The organism is Psychrobacter sp. Cmf 22.2 (genome assembly GCF_001921745.1).
GTDB lineage: Bacteria > Pseudomonadota > Gammaproteobacteria > Pseudomonadales > Moraxellaceae > Psychrobacter.
Window position 1 is genome coordinate 576,405 of record NZ_MRYA01000001.1, and the last position, 21,532, is coordinate 597,936.

General features: G+C 41.4%; 17 protein-coding genes. 3 read left to right on the forward strand and 14 right to left on the reverse strand.

From position 1 onward, the window contains the following. Positions 1-32 precede the first annotated feature (32 nt). The 5 genes from BTV98_RS02490 to BTV98_RS02510 all read right to left on the reverse strand — a co-directional run bounded on the left by BTV98_RS02490 (position 33) and on the right by BTV98_RS02510 (position 7,529). Complete coding sequence (locus BTV98_RS02490) at positions 33-1,094, reverse strand: DUF475 domain-containing protein (RefSeq protein ID WP_075102829.1); 1,062 nt, start codon at positions 1,092-1,094, stop codon at positions 33-35. Between the two features lie 252 nt (positions 1,095-1,346). Next, entirely contained in the window at positions 1,347-1,922 is a 576-nt protein-coding gene (locus BTV98_RS02495) for a TerD family protein (RefSeq protein WP_075102830.1), read from the reverse strand. A 250-nt stretch (positions 1,923-2,172) separates the two neighbouring features. After that, complete coding sequence (gene rlmKL, locus BTV98_RS02500) at positions 2,173-4,470, reverse strand: bifunctional 23S rRNA (guanine(2069)-N(7))-methyltransferase RlmK/23S rRNA (guanine(2445)-N(2))-methyltransferase RlmL (RefSeq protein ID WP_058368470.1); 2,298 nt, start codon at positions 4,468-4,470, stop codon at positions 2,173-2,175. Positions 4,471-4,648: 178 nt separating this feature from the next. Beyond that, on the reverse strand, positions 4,649-5,854 hold the full coding sequence (locus tag BTV98_RS02505) for a mechanosensitive ion channel family protein (RefSeq protein ID WP_227511712.1): 1,206 nt from the start codon (positions 5,852-5,854) through the stop codon (positions 4,649-4,651). A gap of 190 nt (positions 5,855-6,044) precedes the next feature. Continuing rightward, positions 6,045-7,529: a dihydrolipoyl dehydrogenase gene (locus tag BTV98_RS02510; protein WP_178379343.1), complete on the reverse strand. Its 1,485-nt coding sequence runs from the start codon at positions 7,527-7,529 to the stop codon at positions 6,045-6,047. A 563-nt stretch (positions 7,530-8,092) separates the two neighbouring features. Between BTV98_RS02510 and BTV98_RS02515 the strand changes: the two genes are divergently transcribed. Both BTV98_RS02515 and BTV98_RS02520 read left to right on the forward strand, forming a co-directional pair. After that, positions 8,093-10,096, forward strand: a complete 2,004-nt coding sequence (locus BTV98_RS02515) for a DUF1800 domain-containing protein (RefSeq protein ID WP_178379344.1) — start codon at positions 8,093-8,095, stop codon at positions 10,094-10,096. 27 nt (positions 10,097-10,123) lie between these two features. Continuing rightward, a complete protein-coding gene (locus tag BTV98_RS02520) occupies positions 10,124-11,500 on the forward strand; it encodes a DUF1501 domain-containing protein (protein ID WP_178379345.1) in 1,377 nt (458 codons plus the stop codon). Between the two features lie 115 nt (positions 11,501-11,615). Here BTV98_RS02520 and BTV98_RS02525 read toward each other — a convergent pair whose 3' ends face one another. The 3 genes from BTV98_RS02525 to queC all read right to left on the reverse strand — a co-directional run bounded on the left by BTV98_RS02525 (position 11,616) and on the right by queC (position 13,723). Beyond that, positions 11,616-12,113 carry a peroxiredoxin gene (locus tag BTV98_RS02525; RefSeq protein ID WP_075102833.1) on the reverse strand — a complete coding sequence of 166 codons (498 nt, stop codon included), beginning with the start codon at positions 12,111-12,113 and terminating at the stop codon, positions 11,616-11,618. Positions 12,114-12,277: 164 nt separating this feature from the next. After that, positions 12,278-12,607, reverse strand: a complete 330-nt coding sequence (locus tag BTV98_RS02530) for a hypothetical protein (protein ID WP_075102834.1) — start codon at positions 12,605-12,607, stop codon at positions 12,278-12,280. Between the two features lie 318 nt (positions 12,608-12,925). Next, the gene (gene queC, locus BTV98_RS02535) at positions 12,926-13,723 is read right to left on the reverse strand and encodes a 7-cyano-7-deazaguanine synthase QueC (RefSeq protein WP_075102835.1); all 798 of its coding nucleotides are present in this window, start codon (positions 13,721-13,723) and stop codon (positions 12,926-12,928) included. Positions 13,724-14,014: 291 nt separating this feature from the next. Between queC and ttcA the strand changes: the two genes are divergently transcribed. Further along, entirely contained in the window at positions 14,015-15,184 is a 1,170-nt protein-coding gene (gene ttcA, locus BTV98_RS02540; protein WP_075102836.1) for a tRNA 2-thiocytidine(32) synthetase TtcA, read from the forward strand. 121 nt (positions 15,185-15,305) lie between these two features. On the opposite strand, the gene BTV98_RS02545 is transcribed toward ttcA, so the two are convergent. From BTV98_RS02545 to ccoN, 6 genes are all read right to left on the reverse strand, one after another. Then, positions 15,306-15,893: a FixH family protein gene (locus tag BTV98_RS02545; protein ID WP_058368476.1), complete on the reverse strand. Its 588-nt coding sequence runs from the start codon at positions 15,891-15,893 to the stop codon at positions 15,306-15,308. Positions 15,894-15,996: 103 nt separating this feature from the next. Beyond that, complete coding sequence (gene ccoG, locus BTV98_RS02550) at positions 15,997-17,406, reverse strand: cytochrome c oxidase accessory protein CcoG (RefSeq protein ID WP_058368477.1); 1,410 nt, start codon at positions 17,404-17,406, stop codon at positions 15,997-15,999. Between the two features lie 453 nt (positions 17,407-17,859). Then, complete coding sequence (gene ccoP, locus BTV98_RS02555) at positions 17,860-19,008, reverse strand: cytochrome-c oxidase, cbb3-type subunit III (RefSeq protein WP_058368478.1); 1,149 nt, start codon at positions 19,006-19,008, stop codon at positions 17,860-17,862. Then, positions 19,005-19,187 (reverse strand): CcoQ/FixQ family Cbb3-type cytochrome c oxidase assembly chaperone, encoded by a 183-nt coding sequence (locus BTV98_RS02560; RefSeq protein WP_058368479.1) that lies wholly within the window; start codon positions 19,185-19,187, stop codon positions 19,005-19,007. Before BTV98_RS02560 ends, ccoP begins: the two co-directional genes overlap by 4 nt. Further along, entirely contained in the window at positions 19,187-19,825 is a 639-nt protein-coding gene (ccoO, locus tag BTV98_RS02565; protein ID WP_058368480.1) for a cytochrome-c oxidase, cbb3-type subunit II, read from the reverse strand. The genes BTV98_RS02560 and ccoO overlap by 1 nt, the downstream gene beginning before the upstream one ends. Positions 19,826-19,834: 9 nt before the next feature. Next, a complete protein-coding gene (gene ccoN, locus BTV98_RS02570) occupies positions 19,835-21,316 on the reverse strand; it encodes a cytochrome-c oxidase, cbb3-type subunit I (RefSeq protein ID WP_058368481.1) in 1,482 nt (493 codons plus the stop codon). Positions 21,317-21,532: the final 216 nt, after the last annotated feature.

Here is a 21,532-nt window from a genome sequence, read left to right on the forward strand (position 1 = left end):
AATCTAAGCATTAAGCTTAGAGTTATCGAGACCTATTCAAGCACTTCTTGCTTACGATATTTGAGTGAAGAAAGTAACGCCCAACCGATAAAGGCGATACCGATAAGACCAGTAATCAGCTCTGGCACATGAAGCTTCACCGATAACAGCATAATAATCGCTAACGCACCGATAGCATAGTGTGCGCCGTGTTCAAGATAAACGAACTCATCAAGTGTGCCTTTGTCCACTAGGAAAATAGTCATAGAACGCACAAACATCGCACCAATAGCAAGACCTAGCATAATAACGATAACGTCGTTGGTAATAGCAAAAGCACCAATGACACCATCAAAACTGAACGAGGCATCAAGGACTTCTAAGTATAAGAAACCAATAATACCGCCTTTCATAATGGCGCTTGTCGCTTCCCCGCCCGACATACCATCTTCGTGTTCTAAACCTTCTTCAAGATCGCCCTCGAGCATACCAGATACCACTTGGACACCAAGATAAACTAGAATACCCCAAACGCCAGCGATCAATACAGCAGAAGCTTGCTCTGTACTAGCCCATGATACCGCTATCATCAAGATAATAAGTGCTACAAAGACACTCATAGCATCAACTTTACCCAGTTTTGCCAAACGGCTTTCAAGCCATTCAAACCAATGCACATCTTTATCATCGAAAACGAAGTTTAAGAAAACCAGTAGTAAGAAAATACCACCAAACGCTGAGATTTCAGCATGGTGCGCCATCAGTCTGGCAGAGTACTCTTCTGGGTTGTATAAGGCCAGGTTGATCACTTCCATCATACCAAGGTCAGCGGTAACCGCGACAATGACGATAGGGAAGACCAAGCGCATACCAAATACGGCAATTAAAATACCAACGGTTAAGAAGATTTTTTTCCAAAATTCATCCCAGCCTTTGAGGACTGAGGCGTTGACCACCGCATTATCAAACGATAATGAAATCTCCATGACGGCCAAAATAGCAGTAATAGATAGGGTGGCTATCATGCCGCCCATACCGCCGTGTGAATATCCCCACCACGCCGCTACCGCTAAGGCAATGGCCGTAAAGATAAAGTCTAAATAAAAATGTCTCATGACACATCCTGTCTGGTTGCGTAAAGCTAAGGTCGGCCTATTATAGACACAGACCACAAAAAAGTGGCTATTGCTAACCACTTTTTATGCATAATTCTAACCGAAACATAAAGCATTATCAGTCGTTTGGCTACTAATAATAGTGACTGTTTTGTAGCTGTATTCACTATTAATAATAGAACAACCTATACTTTATGTTTTGGATGTGATAATTATTCTAGTATGAGTATAAGTACTGATTTTGGGACAACTTTAGATATCCACGCCATATTGATGACACATGGCCTGTAGGCCACCTGAGTAGCCTTGACCGACAGCGCGGAATTTCCACTCACCATTATGACGATATACTTCGCCAAATACCATGGCCGTCTCAACAGAGTAGTCTTCTGCTAAGTCAAAGCGAACGACCTCAGTACCTGTCTCTTCATTGACAACGCGGATGAAGGCATTGGCCACTTGACCAAAGTTTTGGCTGCGTGCCGCCGCATCATGAATGGTGACCGTGACAACGACTTTATCGATATCGGCTGGGACTTGGGTTAGGTTTACTTTGATGACTTCGTCATCACCATCACCTTCGCCAGTACGGTTGTCTCCGGTATGCTCAACCGCGCCATTGTCAGATTTGAGCTGATTATAAAAGATAAAATCATGATCGCCGCGTACCTTGCCAGCAGTGTTCAACAAAAATACACTTGCATCAAGATCAAACTCAGCGCCAGACGTCGCGCGTTCGTCCCAGCCAAGACCGATAAGCAGCTTAGATAAATTTGGGTCGGTCTTCGTTAGCGATAAGTTACCGCCTTTATTAAGAGATAAAGCCATTTTAAAGTCCTTATTATTAGAGTAAGTTAAACGTTTTAATAAGTTCGTGTTGGTGTTGAGACGACATAAGAAAAATAATATTGCACTAAAACTGATGCAAAACCAACGCTTAATAACGCTCTATCATAACAACAAAAAATGACCCAATCAAAGCAGATTGGGTCATTGTGATGTTTGCTACAAAATAATACGCAAGACTAGGGGGCGACTTTTTTGAGGTCAGCTTTGTTGCTCGATCTTAATTTATCTCTTAGCGATGTCGAATCTCAAAACTTTGATGGATGGGTTTTTTGATATTAAAATCAAAGCCAATGGTCTTTGAGGTAATATCAACGATATCGTAGCGCTCGCTTAGCTGCTCATCTAACTCAAAACGGGTAAAGTTGTTAGAGAAATACAACACCCCATCCGAGGTTAAGCGATTCATAGCTCGATTAATAAGGGCAGCATGATCGCGCTGCACATCAAACGTACCCTGAAACTTTTTAGAGTTTGAAAAGGTCGGCGGATCAATAAAGATAATATCAAACTGCTCAGTATTGTCCTTGATCCACTCAAAGATATCAGCCGCAACGAACTGATATTTGTTACGACTAACATCCAGACCATTGAGTACAAAGTTTTGTTTGCCCCAATCGAGATAGTTCTGTGACAAATCGACGCTAGTGACTTTTTTGGCGCCAGCAAGGGCGGCGTGCACACTCGCTGTACAAGTATAAGCAAATAAGTTTAATACCGATTTACCGCGACTGTTGTCTTTGATACGTGCGCGCATATTACGATGGTCAATGAATAGACCGGTATCGAGATAATCAGTAAAGTTGACATAAAAATACGCACCATCTTCACGAGCGACATAAAACTTACCACGCTTTTCAGTATCGCCTTGCTTACTATATTGATCATTACCCGACTGACGCGCGCGGGTTTTGATAAAGACTTGCTCGCGGTTAATATCAAACACCTCACGAATACCCATTAAGGCTAGGTTAAAGCGTTTTTTAGCAGTCTCAGGCGGGATGGTTTTGGGCGGTGCATATTCTTGCACGTGTGCATAATCGCCATATAGATCAATCGCAACTTTAAAATCTGGCAAATCAGCGTCATAGACACGAATATTACTGACATTGTCTTTTTTGGCGAACTTTTTGAGCTTAGCAAGATTTTTTTGCAGACGGTTAATAAAGTCCTGTCCATCTTCTACTGTAATCTCACGCTTTTCAAAACGACTGACAAGGTTACCTGTTTGCCCAGCGATGAGTGTCCCATAACGGAAATAAACGGTGATAGCACCATTGTGGCAGCGTAGTGTTTTGGGTTCTTTGATCGGTAAGATGTCGACTTGCTCGACATGAGATGCCAAGATACCAAGCATTGGGTCAATTCCGCTACCAGCAAAGCTGTCTTGTAGGATAAGCCCTAACGCATGGTATAACGGTTTTATCATCTCTTCATCACCCAACCGCTCACCATAAGGTGGGTTGGTGATGACTAAAGGATTGCTTAATCTACCATCGTTGACCATTGGCTTTAGTATGCTGCTTAATTGGTCAAGGGCGCGGGTTTCTATGTCTAGTAGCGGCAGCAAATCTTGCAAACCTGCCGCAATCAGGTTCTTCTCTGTCGCTATAGTCGCACCGCTATCTGCATCATAACCTAGTATAAGCGGCAGAGTATCTGGCTGCTCTTGAGCAATCGCTAAAGCGTCTCGAAAACGAGTCTGTGCATCATCGATCATCTGCTGCCAGAGTGCGTCATCATGATGTTGCCACTCATAAAAACCAAACTGATTGGCCGCTTTATCGATACCGACCGCATAATCACAATGCATCAGGAGTGCTTCGATAATAAACGTACCAGAGCCGCACATGGGATCGATTAGGGCGTTATAAAAAGGCGCATCGCCCGTGTCGTTTTTCTTATGCCAGCCTGCGCTGTAGAGTAGCGCTGCCGCTAGGTTTTCTTTTAATGGCGCTTCAGTCATGGCCACGCGATAACCACGGCGATGCAAGCTGGTACCTGACAAGTCTAAATACAGCTCAGCTTGTTTGTCATTGACGGTAGCAAACACAGAAAAATCTGGGTTTTTGCTGTCGACGTTAGGGCGGCTGTCATATACCTCATTGAATGTATCAGCGATGGCGTCTTTAATACGCAGCATCGCAAACTGTTGACTGACAGCGACGCGCTTATCAACAGACAGACGAATCGCAAATGTTTGCTCTAGGCCAAATTGCTCCGTCCAGTTGACAGATTTTGCCAAACCATAAAGCTGCTCGGCCACATCATATTCGGTATTGATGTTTTTGCGTTTGATCAGCAGCAATACCCGTGAGGCCACACGAGACCAAAGGCAGATCGTATAAAGATCACGCAAACTACCAGTGACGGTCAGACGGCCTGTGCTTTTTATGTCACTTTCGATGCCAAAGCTTGTCAGCTCGGTCTGTAGCGGTGCCTCGAGTCCATCGGCACAGGTAACGATAAGGTCAAGCGACAACGCTGGCGAAGATGCTGTTGAAGATGCTGGCGAAGTGGTTACGGTCATACGGATACCTGTGGGCTAAATTGATAAATGATACACATTATAAGATACGATGTTTAACCCGTGATTTTATCATATTTCAAGGTAGGATGGTTTAAAGTGGTCGGTATTGGGTAATATAGTCGATACTAAATCTATGAATGTGCTAACTGATAACACGGTCCAATATACCTCGACTGTTTTATTCCTTACCTTTAGTTAGTGGTAGCGGTTCTGATTTTGGTTCTGGTTCTGAAATTACTTGCGTTGTGGTTGCAAAAGGCTTGGTAGAGATAGGGTATTCGACATCTTTTGGCATGAGCAAACGCATATGTGGGTAGGGTGTTGAGATATTTGCAGCGTCAAAGGCGCGTTTGATATTTTCTTGGAGGTTCTCTTTAATCTTTGGCATACGGGCGACAGCTGCAGGTTTTACCCAAAACCGTACGATAAAGAAAACCCCATATTCCCCGATCTCATCGACTGTGGCTGAGGTTTCAGGACGACTCAGTACCACATCAGTGTCAGTCAATACTTGTAAAATCTCTTTGCGAGCAGTGTCGATATCGTCTTCAAAGGCGATACGCACCCGAATATCAAAGCGTATAAAGTTTTTGGAGGTTAGATTGGTAACCTCAGAGGAAGCGACATTGGAGTTTGGAATAATGACGGTGATGTTGTCTCGTGTCAAAATATGCGTGGTACGTAAGGCAATCAGTACTACCCGGCCTTCATTTTCATTGATATGAATCCAGTCGCCAACTTGAAAAGATTGTTCGAGCAAGATAGTAATACCAGCGATAAAGTTAGCTAGCGTTGACTGGGCTGCAAAGCCCACCGCCAAACCAACAATACCTAAACCGGCTACCAAAGAGACAATATCAAAACCAAATTGGGCCATGACGCTGGCAAGTCCAAGGACCCAAATTAATACTGATAAAATATTTTTGAGTAGTTGTTCGATAGAAGCATTAAGACCGTAGTGCTGCAGTACTCGATGAATAATCTGCCCTGATGATGCCCATAATATGTAATAAATACCTGCCCAAATACTGGCTTTTGCTGTGGCTTTGACCGTACTTGGCTCAAAGTTAATCTGACTCATAATAGCAATGAGGCTAGCGACAACCCATATATAACGTAACACTGAGCGTGCTATGTTACTACGGCGTTCATTAAGGCGAAGCCGTGATTTATTCTGTTTTATAATATAAATCGCTAGCCAATAAAAAAATCCTAACACTGCAAGCAGTATTAGGATCTTAATGCCAGTGCTAACCAGCTCTACTGCTTGAGAGGACCAATCAAAAGAATTTTCTTCTACTGAGCCACCAAGCGCAAGATATAAACTGGTATGTAGGTCATGGATAATTTCTTTAAAAAAATCAGTAATACTAGCGATTGGCATTGTTTGGTCCATGCAGAGGTTATTACATGTAAAGTATTTTAAACAACAGTATATTAAACAATACGCCGTAATGACGCACAATAATAAGTTACCTTAAAACTAAAGAGCAAGCAAACACAAGAAGCACGTTGACTAGTATCCAATATAACTTTTATTGGCATTCATTATATCTACTTTTAGCCGCCTTAGCTTAAAAGTTGTCTTCTTGTGTATCATGATACTGATAAGGTATCTTCATTTTATGCTGTACATCGCGCAGAGCAGTACGCAGGCCTTCTAAAATAGTAGGATGATAAAAAGGCGTATCAAGTAAAGCTTTAACACTTAAATCATTGGTAATAGCGGTCGCCAATATGTGTCCAATGTACTCAGCATCTGGACCAACCATACTAGCCCCTAAAACTCTATCGGTTTTTTTACAACCATAAATATGCAATAGACCACAGTTAACACCCATAATACGACTACGGCCTTGGTTGTCAAAACTGACACGACCGATAACGTATTCTAGCTCTGGATCCTGTTGTATCTCAGGTAGTGACATGCCAACGTTGACAATCTGCGGTGAGCAAAACACGATAGAAAAGGGAATAGCTGGTGGACGTATATAGGCATCTGCTTTGTTTTCACAGACAATGTTACCTGCACTATAACCTTCATCACTAGCAACATGTAATAAAGGTATATTGGCATTGGCATCGCCAACAATGTAAACATTAAGATTATCAATCTGACCCGTTTTCTTATCTAACTTTTTTGGACGGTTTTTGTCATCAAGCTCAACGTCTAAATTTTCAATACCCAATTGTTCAATATTATTCCGTCGACCAGTCGCGACTAGTACATACTCACCTTGCCACTGCTGCGCATTGCCTGCGCTGTCTTCATACTCAATAAAGGCAGATATTCTGTCATTATCTGCATCTGTTTGCGTGCCTACGTTATGGATTTTACTGCCCAAATGCATGGTCAATTCACGGTTTAAACAAACGATTGCTTTATTACTAATATCATCATCTTTAAGTCCTGCAACGCGTTTATCACGATTGAATAAAGTTACCTCCACACCTAAACGTTTAAACGCTTGCGCAAGCTCCAATCCAATAGCGCCTGCGCCTACTACAGCCATAGTGCCGGGCAAGTCTGTTAGCTCAAAAACTGTATCAGAAGTCAATAAAGTGTCACCAAGCTTGTCAGACCAGTTATCTGGAATATAAGGGGAGCTACCAGTAGCCACAATAATTTTATTGGCTTTGATCAGCTCATCATTAACTTCGATCAAACCTTGTTTATTAATGTGCGCACGCCCTGAAATTTTCTTGTCTTCAGGCCAGCTATCTACCTGATCTTTAACATAGCTTGCAAAATGACTACGCTCATCACGGACACGCTTCATCACTTGTTGGCCATCTATTTGAGCAGTGGCATGAACACCAAATTCATCAGAATGATTGGCTTCGTGAGCACGATCAGCTGCTGCAATCAAAAGCTTACTCGGCATACAGCCAACTTGAATACAAGTTGTGCTCCAAAACCCATCATTAATAATGACAATGTTCTCAATAGTTTTACTGGCCTGACGAAACGCGTTTTGACCTGCAGTACCAGCACCAATCACAGCTACCTCTACCTCACGAGTAACATTATTATCAGTGTTATCAGACGATTTGCTCATATTATCCTCAATTAATTGATTATTCATAACCACATTTAACGATCTATTATTTTAAATAGTAGCCTTTAATATTAAAGCCTATCTACACGTGATGCCTTTATTTATACGTAGCAAGCTATTGCAAAAATGTGTAGTTACCTGCTCAGACAGAATAAGTAATTCTAAAGAATTAGCAACTAAAACCAGTAAACATGGTTTCTTTCTTATCAGAAAGTTTTGAAACGTATCTAGGTAATAGGGTAGTGCTAATTAGGAGTTCATGGTCTTGGTATACAAATTGCATAAATTTTAACCAAGTTCATAAAATTTTCTTATTGACATAGTTAAAAACCTTACTCTTGTTACAGTAAATAGACACAATTTGGTAAGACAGGTTAAAAATAGAACAGATATTTACATAGATTTTTGGGCCTTTTTTGAGAGAGCGCCTTAGCTCATAACGCACTGAAACTAAAAGCTATCTGTCAATTTTTGAGTCTTTTGCAGGTGTTATCGATATTTTGCCATATCGATGTAACTAGAGATTAAGAAATATATCTAACCCTATTACTCAAGGCAGTTGTATGGAAGACCTGATCGAAAGAACGTCTTTATCCACAGTTAGTGAAAGGACTCGCACTAAGATTTTAAAAAAAACCTATTTTAAAAATTTTGGTAATAAGCAGACATTTCACCCTATTAAGATGCAACACCCTGCTATAGCTTCTATGGCATTATTCCTCGCTGGTTGCGGAGGAGGTGGTTCATCAAGCGGCTCCAGTGCGGCTAGCTCCAGTGCGGCTAGCTCTAGTACGACAGGCTCTAGTACGACAGGCTCTAGTACGACAGGCTCTAATACGGCAGGTTCTAATACGGCAGGTTCTAATACGGCAGGTTCTAATACGGCGGGCTCTACTACGACAGGCTCTAATACGGCAGGCTCTAATACGGCAGGCTCTAATACGACAGGTTCCGATGCATCTATCTCTAGTCCCACCAGTACACCGGTAGATAATATGGTGAATATAGAGCCGTTAAATGATATCAATGCTGCTAGATTTTTGCAGCAAGCACAATTCTCATCTACTAAAGCTGAGATTGAAGACCTAAAAGGCATTGGTATAAATCAATGGCTGACCAATCAGTTTTCGTTGCGTAGCGGTATTAGCGGATACAACTGGTTGCTAAGCGAAGGTTACAATACTGCAAAACATCGTTACTCAACTTGGTCTGCAGACTGGATGTCGTGGCAACAGTTGTTGTCTGCTAAGGATACCTTGCGTAAGCGTATGGCCATATCGCTATCTGAAATACTGGTCATGTCCTCTGTAGGTTTGGGTCTTCCGCACAAATCGTTTGCTGTTGCTGCTTACTGGGATGTACTCAACGAACATGCATTTGGAAATTTTAGAGATCTGTTAAAGGCTATTACCCTAAATATGGGTATGGGTGCTTATCTCGACTTAAGACACAGTAGAAAAGCCAACAGTAAAGGGCGCAGACCAGACGAGAATTACGCTCGAGAAGTCATGCAACTTTTTACCATTGGATTAGTAGAATTGAATCTTGATGGCACGCCCAAATTGCGTAATGGCAAGCCGATAGAAACCTATAGTCAAGAGACGGTCAGCAACATTGCTCAAGCTTTAACTGGATGGACAGTAGACAATAGATCCAACGTTGATAAATCAATCACTTACACTGAATTCACACGTAACCCCATGATTAATATAGCGAGTCGGCATGATACTCGTAGTACGAGTTTCTTTGGTGTTACTGTGCCTGAAGGGTCTAGCGGTGAGCAAGCTCTAGAGATCGTAATAGATACGTTGTTTAATCATCCTAACGTTGCACCTTTTATCACAAAACAGCTTATTCAGCGTTTGGTTACCAGTAATCCTAGTCCTCATTATATAAGACGAGTGGCTACTGTTTTTAATAGTGACGATAACGGTGAGCGCGGTAATCTACAGTCAGTGTTGACGGCTATTTTGACAGATCCAGAAGCTCGTAATCCTCCTGATAATAGGCCGACAATTGGCAAGGTACGTGAACCTATGCTCAGACTCGTTCAATGGGTTCATACTTTTAGTAATCGTCAAAGCATATCGGGCGAATGGAAGATAAGCAATACTAGTAATAGAAAATGGTACTTAAATCAAAGTCCTCTTCGAGCGCCATCAGTGTTTAACTTTTTTGATATTGATTATGCGCCTAATACAGATGCGTTTATCGATAACGGAATAGTAGCGCCAGAGCTCCAGCTGCATAACGTGACCTCCACGGTAGGTTATATCAACCATATAAAACGTGTGATCGAAAAAGGTATTTTTTATGGGTTTATTGAAACTATTATCGAGATAGCACCAGATTATAGAACAGAGATGAAGCTATATGATAAACCTGAAGAGTTAGTAGATCATTTAAACCTCATCTTATGCGGTGGTCAGATGTCACCTAAAACGATGAATTTAATAAAGTCTGCCTTAAAAGCGTTGACTGATGTTACTCCAGGCTGGAAAGAAAATCGCATTCATTTGGCTGTATTTATGACCATGGTTAGCCCAGATTTTCTTGTGCAGAAATAAAAAGACGACTAAAAGCGAATGACTACTATGAGCGAATTATCAAGAAGAGCATTTTTAAAGCGTTTAGGATATCTAACTGCCGCAGGCGTGGCCAATCCTGTCACCATAAATCTGATGGGTATGGCTGAAGCTGCCGCCCAAACGGCTACAGACTATAAAGCATTGGTTTGTGTATTTTTTGATGGCGGTAATGATCAAGCCAACACACTTATTCCTATCGATTCAAAGAATTACAGGACTTATAAAGATGTGCGTCAAAGTATCGCTATAGACCAATCGAAAGTCTTACCATTGATACCATCATCAAGTTTGGCAAATGGCCTAAAATGGGGCTTTCATCCAAACCTTGAACGTTTAAATAGCTTGTTTCATCTAAAAAAACTGGCAGTCTTACAAAATGTGGGTACTTTAATTCAACCAACCTCACTGGATGAATTTAACAAAAAAACAGTACCTCTACCAAACATGCTGTTTTCTCACTCTACACAGACAAAGATATGGCAAAGCACTTCTTCTGCCGCTTTTAAAGAAGGCTGGGGCGGAAAAATCGGTGATCTTATTTTAAATCAAAACTCTCAAGCCATGTTTTCTTGTGTGAGTACAGCTAACAACTCTCTATTTTTGACAGGACATAAGACAGTTCCACTTAATATCGTATCAGACGGTATCATTCCCATTCCATCAGCCCAAGAAAACGCCAGACTTTATGGCTCAAAAGAGTGTGCACAAGCTCTTAAAGAGCTTATCACCTCAAGTCGCGACAATATTATGGAAAACCATATTAATGAAGTCACCTTACGCTCTATAGACGCTGAAAGCACAATGTCATCGGCATTAAAGAGTGCCGGAGAGCTAAAAACTCAATTTTCAGCCAACAATTCGTTAGCTGAGCAGCTAGAGGTTGTGGCAAAACTTATCAAATCGCGTGGCCATTTTGGTATAAAAAGACAGGTGTTTTTTGTGAGTCTTGATGGTTTTGATACACACTCAAGCTTACTAAGTCGACATGGCAAACAGATGTCATTAGTGGATGATGCTTTAGCAAGCTTCTATGAGGCGACTGAAGAATTAAATATGACTGACAGTGTAACAACTTTTACCGCGTCAGACTTTGGACGTACATTTAGTAGTAATGGTGATGGTTCTGATCACGGTTGGGGCAGTCATCATATGATTATGGGCGGTGCAGTTAATGGTAGAGACTTTTATGGGAAAAGTCCTGAAATTGGACTTAATACGGCAGAAGATACAGGCCAAGGTCGAATGCTACCCACGACATCTATCGATCAATATTCAGCAACTTTGGCCAAATGGTTTGGTGTACCAAACAGTGATTTGAGTTTGATTGCGCCCAATATTCGTAATTTTAACAATCAAGATTTAGGCTTTATGAGAAGCCAATAGTTTATTAGTTAAACGATGAAAACAAAAAGGCCTTCCTAATACTGATAGCATTTATCAGTGCTCGGAAGGCTTTTTGTACTCTTATTTATTGTTCAAATAATGTCAATCAAAGCGATTAGGCGCCTAGCGTATCTAATAAACGCTCAGTATAACCTTTTGCTCTTAGGTTGCGCTGCGCATGGGTCAGTGTCCCGTCCTTGTCAAATACAAATACTGAACGCACAAGGCCCATAGTAGTTTTTCCATACATATTTTTTTCTTTGATGACATCGAAGTACTGGCATAGCTTTTCATCATTATCGCTAATTAGCGGAATTTGCAGATCGTATTTGGTGATGAATTTTTCATGAGACTCAACGCTGTCTCGCGATACACCAACGATATCATAGCCAAGCTTGTCAAACATATTTAAATGTTCTGTAAACTCTGTCGCTTGCGTGGTACAACCAGGAGTGTCGTCTTTGGGATAAAAGTAAAGAATGAGTCCTTTATCAGTATGCTGTACAAGCTCTTTTAAACTAAGATCGTCATGAATCAAGTGGCCATCGAGATTGCGAACGATAGCTACTGGAAAATCTGGTAGGGTAATGCTTTCTGTTGCTGGCTTTGCCATTTTAACTTCCTTATCTTGTCAAATCCAAAATTGTAGTCAATGTCAGGTAACTTATTATAGTTAAACCAATAAAAGTGATTGATAAATTTTGTATATTGCTCATTCATCAGCAAAAAAAGACTGACATCTGCCAGTCTTTTTATCATATGCATTTAATGAATAGGTTAAGCAGGCTTTTGCGGCTGCTTTAAGTCTAAACCTTTAGTGCACTGCTGCAAATCTTTTTGCATCGTTTTTACATAAGGCAAGCCTGATGGGTCCTTTTTATCTTGCGCGTAGCTTTCAATTTCCCACATCTGACCAATCGTCATTTTACTGCGTACATCGATGGTACAGTTACAGAGTTTGGTGGCCGTACTCTTATCAGCGACTTTATATTTAACCGCACCAGTAACACATTGATTGATGTTGTTTTGCTTAATATTAGCAGCGTTTGCTTGCGGCATAGCGACCAAACCGATTAATGCTAGGGGTAGTACTTTTAATAGCTTCATATATATTCTCTTATAAATAGATACAGCGTCAATAAAACAGACGCTAAATGGGTAATACTGTTGTCAGCTAGATATTGATTAAGAAATTTATCTATTATCTATACTATTATGTGGAAACGACATTTAGTATAAGCATAAGGACTCATACCATAACAATTATAGTCATTAATGAACACCATACGCTTGCTGTGTTGATGCAATTAAATGTTACGCTTATGTTTGTCGCTTTTATGCTACATGCTTTGAGGTTAAAATATCATTTGGACAAAACTATGCAAACATAGGTTTAAGTATGCAATAAAACTCAAATGTTTAAATTTACTCGGGACGTAGATACTGTGTCTGATAATGCGTAGGATCAGCAACCCCAGCTTGAACAAATCCTTGGCGGCGTAGCGCACAACTGTCACACATACCGCAAGCAAGGCCATCTTTATCTGCTTGATAACAAGAAATGGTCTGTCCATAATCGACACCAAGCGTTAGTCCAAGCTCGATCGTTTGAGCTTTAGACAATTCTTGCAAAGGTGTTTGAATGCTTAGATGATGACCTGTAACGCCAGCTTTGGTTGCAAGGTTTGCCATGTGCTCAAAAGCGTTGATGTACTCAGGACGGCAGTCAGGATAGCCAGAATAATCTACTGAGCTGACGCCAATAACAATATGATTAGCAGCAGTGACTTCGGCAACCGCCAACGCATAAGATAAGAAGATGGTATTACGTGCAGGTACATAAGTATTTGGAATGGCATCGTTATCGATTTTATCGTGTTTCTTATTAGGGAATTTATCCGCATCCCCATCAGGGACCGTCATACTGTGATCAGTTAACGATGAACCACCCAGCTGCGCGATATCGATATCAATAATGCGGTGGTTCACCGCCGCTGTTTTAGCAATTGCTTTTGCTGCGACAAGCTCACTGTTATGGCGCTGTCCATAATTAAAACTGACTGCGGTTACAGAAGCATAGCGAGCCTTTGCCCAGTACAAACAAGTGACCGAATCAAGCCCGCCTGATAACAAGACGACAGCATTTTGCTCTTGATGAAGTGTATCTGAAGAAGGGTTAGATGCTGAGCTGAGGAGGTCAGATTGCAGGGTAATTTCAGTCATAGTAGTGTCTAGTATCGATTTGCGAAAACGGCTATTTTAACAAAGATAAAGCTACTATTATATATCTATCAAAGTCATAAAGCCTGTACAGTTATACCAGTAACAAATATAGCGCGCGTAAAATTTTATAATATTAAACCTAGTAATTTAATCTCATCTTTTCAAACTGTTAGCATTTTTTGTTATAATCGCTGCTACTTTTGGCGTATTAGTAGTAGTACGTTATTACGCCTTGTTCTACTATCAATTGCTTTATCGCCAAATCACCTTTGTAAAGATACTGAGTAGTTTATGACCGCAGCGACCTTATTTACGCCAAAAAATACGCCTGATTTTGACGAGATGTCGACTAAAGCACATTTAGAAGATAGCCATGCTTTAGAGACTGATGCTTATAGTATGGAGTATGATGACGTTGATGTTGACAGCACCACAGAAACGGTTTCTGGACATTTAGCTGACGGACAAGCTCGTACTGAGTCTGTATTATTTCGCAAATTACAAAAAAAGCTACGTAGGCAAGTTTCGTGGGCGATTCGCGACTTTAATATGATCGAAGATGGCGATGTCGTAATGGTATGCGTTTCGGGCGGTAAAGATAGCTATACGCTGTTAGATATCTTGCTGCTATTGAAACGCATTGCACCGATAAGCTTTGATATTGTCGCGGTCAATCTCGATCAAAAGCAGCCTGGCTATCCAGAGGATATCTTACCTGCTTATTTAAATGAGCAAGGCATTGCACACTATATTTTAGAAAAAGACACTTATAGCATTGTCAAAAGCGTCGTACCAGAAGGCAAGACCTATTGCTCGGCTTGTTCACGTCTGCGCCGAGGCTCGCTATATGGTTTTGCTAAGCAAATCGGTGCAACCAAGATAGCCTTGGGTCATCATCGCGATGATATGTTGGCCACCTTCTTTTTGAATCTGTTTCATGGCGGCGCTCTAAAGTCGATGCCACCTAAACTGCTTAGCGATGACAAGCAAAATATGATTATTCGTCCACTCGCTTATGTTGAAGAAAAAGACATCATTGAATACGCCAAATTAAAAGAATTTCCAATCATTCCTTGTAACCTATGTGGCAGCCAGACCAATCTTCAACGCGCCATCATCAACGATATGCTTCGCGCATGGGATGATGCTCACCCGCAGCGTTTGGCCTCTATTTTTAAGGCCATGCAAAACGTCGCGCCATCGCAATTAGCGGATCGTGAGTTATTTGATTTTGAACAGTTAAGCTTAGAGCGTGACGATAATGAGCGTTTATTTGAAGGCGATAATATTCAAGCTGGGCAGACTGATAGTCTTGTTGAGATTGGCCTGCCTGTAGCGCCAGAAACCCAGACGTTTAATGCAAAATTTGATTACGATCATAGACAGACAGTGGCTTTAGATAAAGAGAAAAAAAGTAGTCGTTCTACACAAAAAATCCCTACGATTAATCCAGTTATTTAGCTGTCTATTTAATTAAATAGATTTGGTTAGTATAAGACACAAGCAATATGACACTCACAAAAAAACCAGCTATTAATCAGCTGGTTTTTTATGTTTTAAAATTCACGGTTTATGACTGGTTTTAGCTTTTGGCAAACACGGGCAGGGGATCAAAGCTGACCTCTGAACGCGGCAGTCTTGCAACGTCTTGCATACGCCAGTCGTCTTTACCATCGTTACTTACTTGTAAATAGTACTTGGCTTTTACTGAATCAATATCTACTTTGGCACTATATTTATTTCCTTCTTGGTGTTCTAGCACCACATCTCGATCCTTTTTAACATCCGTTGCGTGCGATATGGAAAGCTCTAACGTATCAGGGTAGGTAAGTGGTTCACCATTCAACAGTTTACCCGTTTGTAAGCTTTGCTGCGGATAATCGAGATAAAAAGTGATGTCACCGTCTGAGGTAAATTTCATTTTGCCGCGTAAGTCTAGATCATAGGTCAGCTTATCGCGTGATACATCGTGATAAAGCGTCTTACCGTCCATATACCAATCATCACGTACCACACTGTCACGAATTTGATAAGAGTAATAAACAAACCAGAGGCAAGCGATAACCACAAAGGCTGGCATACCGATGACAAAGATGACTACCATGTAATTTTTATACCATGGCTGGCTATCTTGACGCTTAAAACTTGGCGTAGGAGTGGGTGTAGACATAAAATACCTATTAAATGTATGAGACGATCAATGTACTATTGCCTAGTTTGAGTGACCTAAATCTAGTCACTCAAGTATAGATTATACGTTATATTTCAAGTATTTACTGGCCTTGAGTCGTGAAAATGTTTTGTTTACTTACCTTGTACTGACCATCTTCACTTACTACGTTTAAAGTAATAGGCGTTTGACCAGACTCAACGACATCAGGGTCACCGTAAATGCTAACAGGCATATCAAAGCTTTCACCAGCTTCTAATGGCACATCGTTGAAACGCAGCTCTAAACTTAGACCATCTTGCGGCGCAAGCGATATTTTATAAGCATGAGGTTCTTGGGTTTTATTGGTCAGCTTCACAATGTAACTGTTTTCAATCATACCTTGGTTGGTCATAGAAGACAGCTGATTACGGTCACGACGTATATCAATCTCTAATGGCACGCGATCAGTTAATGCGTAAATAAGACCACCACATAACACAGCCAATAGAGTCAAATAAGCAAACAGACGCGGACGTAAGACACGGCTAGGCTCTTTTTCAGCCAGTTGCCTCTCAGTTGTATATCTGATAAGTCCTCGTGGATAGCCAACTTTGTCCATGACTTCATTACAAGCATCCACACATGCTGCACACTGAATACACGCGACTTGCAGACCGTCTCGAATATCAATACCAGTAGGGCATACTTGTACACACATTTGACATTCGATACAGTCACCTAGATGTTCTGGATTAGTCCCCTTTTTACGAGCGCCGCGAGGTTCACCGCGATCATAATCATAAGACACAATAAGGGTGTCTTTATCAAACATGACGCTCTGGAAACGACCATAAGGGCAAATCTGGACACACATCTGTTCACGCATGTAACCAGCATTAACATAAGTTGAAAAAGCAAATATAAATACTGAGACCCAAACCCACGTTGACCAATCAGGGAATGGCATAAAACCTATGAGCTGCCAGCTGCCATACAGATAGTCAGTTCCTGCTACATAACTAACAAAGGTAGTAGCAGTAATCATCGAAAAGACGAACCAGATAAAATATACCAAAAAGCGTTTGAAAGCTTTAGTCGCAGTCATGGGCGACTTATCAAACTTGATACGTTTATTGCGATCACCGATGACTATCTTTTCTACATATTGATAAAGATGTGTCCAAATGGTCTGTGGGCAAGCATAGCCGCACCACACCCGTCCAGCATAGACGGTCACCATAAATAGTGTAAAAGCGGCAATAAGAGCGAACGCAGCAATAAAGTAAAAGTCTTGCGTCAAAAACGTCATACCAAAAATATAGTAATGCTGAGATGGCACATCAAACCATATTGCTTGCCTACCGTTATAACGCAGCCAAGGCAAAATCAAAAACAACGCTAAAAATGCATACATGCTAATGACGCGAATATTTTGATAAAAACCTGTGACGAATCGGGGGTGTATACGATGCTTTGTCGCATCAAGATCTATTTGTTGTACTGGGATTTTATTGGGTTGTTGTGCTGACATAAACGTGCCTCTTTAAAAAAAGAATCAGTCTGCTGGCATGAGTAACAAACACCTATGAAAAAACAAGATGTAAATGCTTATAATGTTATCGATGTCAGTAAGTAAAAAGACAACCTATCGAATACGAATAAAAAGTAGGTTAACCTAATTACCAAATGAGCGACTATAAATAACTGGTTGGGATTGGATGAATACTATCTAAAACTATAACTGGCGTGCTGTTTATGAGCCTCGCTATTTTAGCATTTCCCTTACTCTAAATGGGGTAATAACCTCAAAAAACAATCATCATTATGGTAGAAACCATATGATTTATGAGAGTCTACGTAGGACACTAAGGTCTATAAGAAGACCTATAAATAAACGTTCAACCAAAAAAGGAGGACTGCAACGACAGTCCTCCTCTTTAAATAATATATCAACGACCATGATGCAGAAGCTAATAAGACAATCTTAATTAGTAGAAACTTCTACTGCTTCTGCTGTATTCGTATTAGGAGTAGTAGCCATAGCAGGTGACGCGTCAGACTGGACTTTTTGGTCAGATAATGAATAAACATATGCAGCAAGAAGCATAATGCGCTCGTTACCTAACTTAGTCTGCCATTCAGGCATAACACCAGCACGGCCATAACGCAATGTCTCTCGAATGGTTTCTCTATCACCACCATACAACCAAATATCATCAGTCAAGTTAGGGGCGCCAGTAGAAATCATACCTTTAGCATCTTCACCATGACATAGTACACAGTTAGTAGGCTCATTAAAGATAACCTTGCCCTGTGCAACCATCGTCTCATCAAGATCATAGCCTTCTTGGTTACCAGATATAGCCAACACATACTCAGAAACTGCCCGTATACCTTCTTCTCCAAGCTGATCACGCCAAGCTGCCATACCACCGACACGGCCGTTATGAAGCGTCGTCAAGATGTTCTCAGGGGCACCGCCATATAACCAATCATTATCAGTTAGATTAGGATAACCCACGGCACCTTTAGCGTTAGAACCATGACATACTGAACAGTTCTGTAAAAATAAGCGACTACCCACTTTTAAAGCATTTGGGTTTTCAGACAGTTTTTCTACGTAAGGAGCAAGCTCTGCTACCTTTTGATCAATCTGCGTCTGCAAATCTGCTGGTGGGTTTTCGCTACGACGCATGGTCGCTTGCATCTCAGCAAGTGTCGCTAATGTCGATGTAGCACCACTGGCGTCAGCTTTTGCCAAAATATTTTTTTCAAAATTATCAGTAAAAACTTTGTTGTTACTTTCAAGTTCGCTATTTAGCTCATTATGAGAGGTCCACGGTACAGTCTCACCATCAACTTCTACCGTTGCAATACCGTCCCATTTTGATGGAAAAATAGCGGGGAAAAACACCCAATAGGCAACTCCCCAAACGATTGAGCCAAAAAATATTACTAACCACCATTTAGGAAGTGGTTTATCGTATTCTCGAATGCCATCATAAGTGTGACCTGTCGTACCGTCTTCCTCAAGGTCTGGTCTATATTTTAATACAAATAATAAGACCCCAAGGATAAAAAGCCAACACCCAATACTTAATATGGTGATCCAAGAACTCCAAAAAAATGTCATCGTTCATCCTTATTGCGCTGCTCTTCAGACAAAGGTTCTTCAACCTCCTCATCAAGCGCAAGTTGTGCATCTTCTTCGAAGCGTTTTTTGTTTTTTGGCGAATACGCCCACCATGCAACGCCCAAAAAAGCGATAAAGGCAGAGACAGTCGCAATTGTTTGTAATTCACCAATACCCATTAGCGCTGTCCTTCCATCGCAGTACCCAACTGTTGAAGGTAGGCAACCAGAGCGTCAAGCTCAGTAGCACCTAAAACAGCATCAGGAGCACCTTCAATGTCTTCTTCAGTATAAGGTACGCCAAAACGATCGCGGAATAGACGCATCTTAGTTTGAACGTTCTCACCATTAACTTCATTGGTTGCAAGCCATGGGAAGCCTGGCATAACAGACTCTGGTACCAATGAACGCGGATCGATCAAATGCTGCTTTTGCCAATCCTCAGAGTAGCGTCCACCAACACGTGCCAAATCAGGTCCAGTACGTTTTGAGCCCCATAAAAATGGGTGATCCCACGTAGACTCAGCAGCGCGTGAATACGGTCCATAACGTTCAACTTCTGCACGTAGCGGACGAACCATCTGGGTATGACAGACGTGACAGCCTTCACGAATATAGATGTCACGACCTTCAAACTCTAGTGCCGTCCATGGTTCCATAGCGGGAAGGGGAGCATTGACCCCACCATCCTCGGGACTTTTATTATCATAAATCAATGGTACGATTTCAACTAGCGTTGCAAAGCTAATAGCAATAACGATACCGATGACCAACAAGCCTGTATTTTTTTCAATAATTTCATGCGGTGTACCAGCCATGATCGCTCCTTATACGTTAGCTGTCGATGGTTTTTCGACACTAGGTTCATGATCCGTTGGATCCGCGACATCTACAGGCTTACCTTCTGGCATCTTGAGTGTTTTATAGCAGTTATATGCCATGACAAACATACCCGATACATATAAGAAGCCACCAAAAGCACGACCAATATACGGGAAGTGTGAGAACTCAACCGTATCAACGAAACTATATACCAAAGTACCGTCAGGATTAGTCGCAAGCCACATCATGCCTTGACCGATGCCTGAGATCCACATAGATACGATGTAGAAGATAGTCCCTGCAGTCGCCAGCCAAAAGTGCGTGGTGATTAAGCTGATAGAGTACATCTTTGGTTTGTTATAAATACGAGGTAACAGTACGTATAGTGAACCAATGGTAATCATACCTACCCAGCCAAGCGCGCCTGAGTGTACGTGACCTACTGTCCAGTCAGTATTATGCGATAGCGCGTTCACCGTCTTAATAGACATCATTGGGCCTTCGAATGTCGACATTGCATAAAATGACAATGCAACAATCATAAAGCGAATGATCGGATCGGTACGCAACTTATCCCAACTACCTGATAGCGTTAGTACACCGTTGATCATACCACCCCAAGATGGCGCAAACAGAATGATAGAGAACACCATCGCAAGAGACTGCGTCCAATCTGGAAGCGCTGAATAATGCAAATGGTGACCACCAGCCCACATATATGACGCAATCAATGCCCAAAAGTGAACGATAGACAAACGATACGAGTAGATAGGACGACCAATCTGCACCGGAACGAAATAATACATCATTCCAAGGAAAGCCGCCGTCAAGTAAAAACCTACCGCATTATGACCGTACCACCATTGCACCATCGCATCAGTTGCACCGCCAAATAGAGAATATGACTTAAACGCACTAACAGGAATCGCCATGCTGTTTACGATATGTAGTAAGGCAATCGTAATAATAAAGGCGCCAAAGAACCAGTTAGCCACATAAATATGTGAGGTTTTACGTTTGATCAGCGTACCGAAGAATACAATGGCATAAGATATCCATACCAAAGCGATCAAAATATCGATAGGCCACTCAAGTTCTGCGTACTCTTTAGTAGAGGTCAAACCTAATGGTAGGGTAATAACCGCTGAGACGATAACCGCTTGCCAACCCCAAAAGGTAAACCAAGCTAGATAAGGTGCAAATAACCTTGTCTTACAAGTACGCTGAACAACATAATAAGAGGTTGCGAACAGGGCAGAGCCACCGAACGCAAAAATGACCGCGTTGGTATGTAGCGGTCTTAAACGACTAAAGGTCAGCCATGGAATGTCGAAGTTAAGTGCTGGCCAAGCCAACTGTGAAGCAATGAACACACCAAGACTCATGCCGACAATGCCCCACGTGACGGCCATAATCGTAAAAAATCTTACGACAGTAATTTCGTATTCACGGTCAACTGGGGCGACTGCTGTGTTTTGTAAACTCATTGGATGATTCCTTTACAGCCCGAATTATCAATAGAATTAACTAACTCTCCACGTTGCATATACGATAAAATATAACGAACGTGACACATGCTATTGTCCAACTAACCTATTACTGTAAGGGTTTATTAACTACTTTATAGAACTTTTCGCAGGGGATTGACTAGTAATAACAATACATAAGCAACAAGGCGTCATGATTACTATTCGGCGAGACTA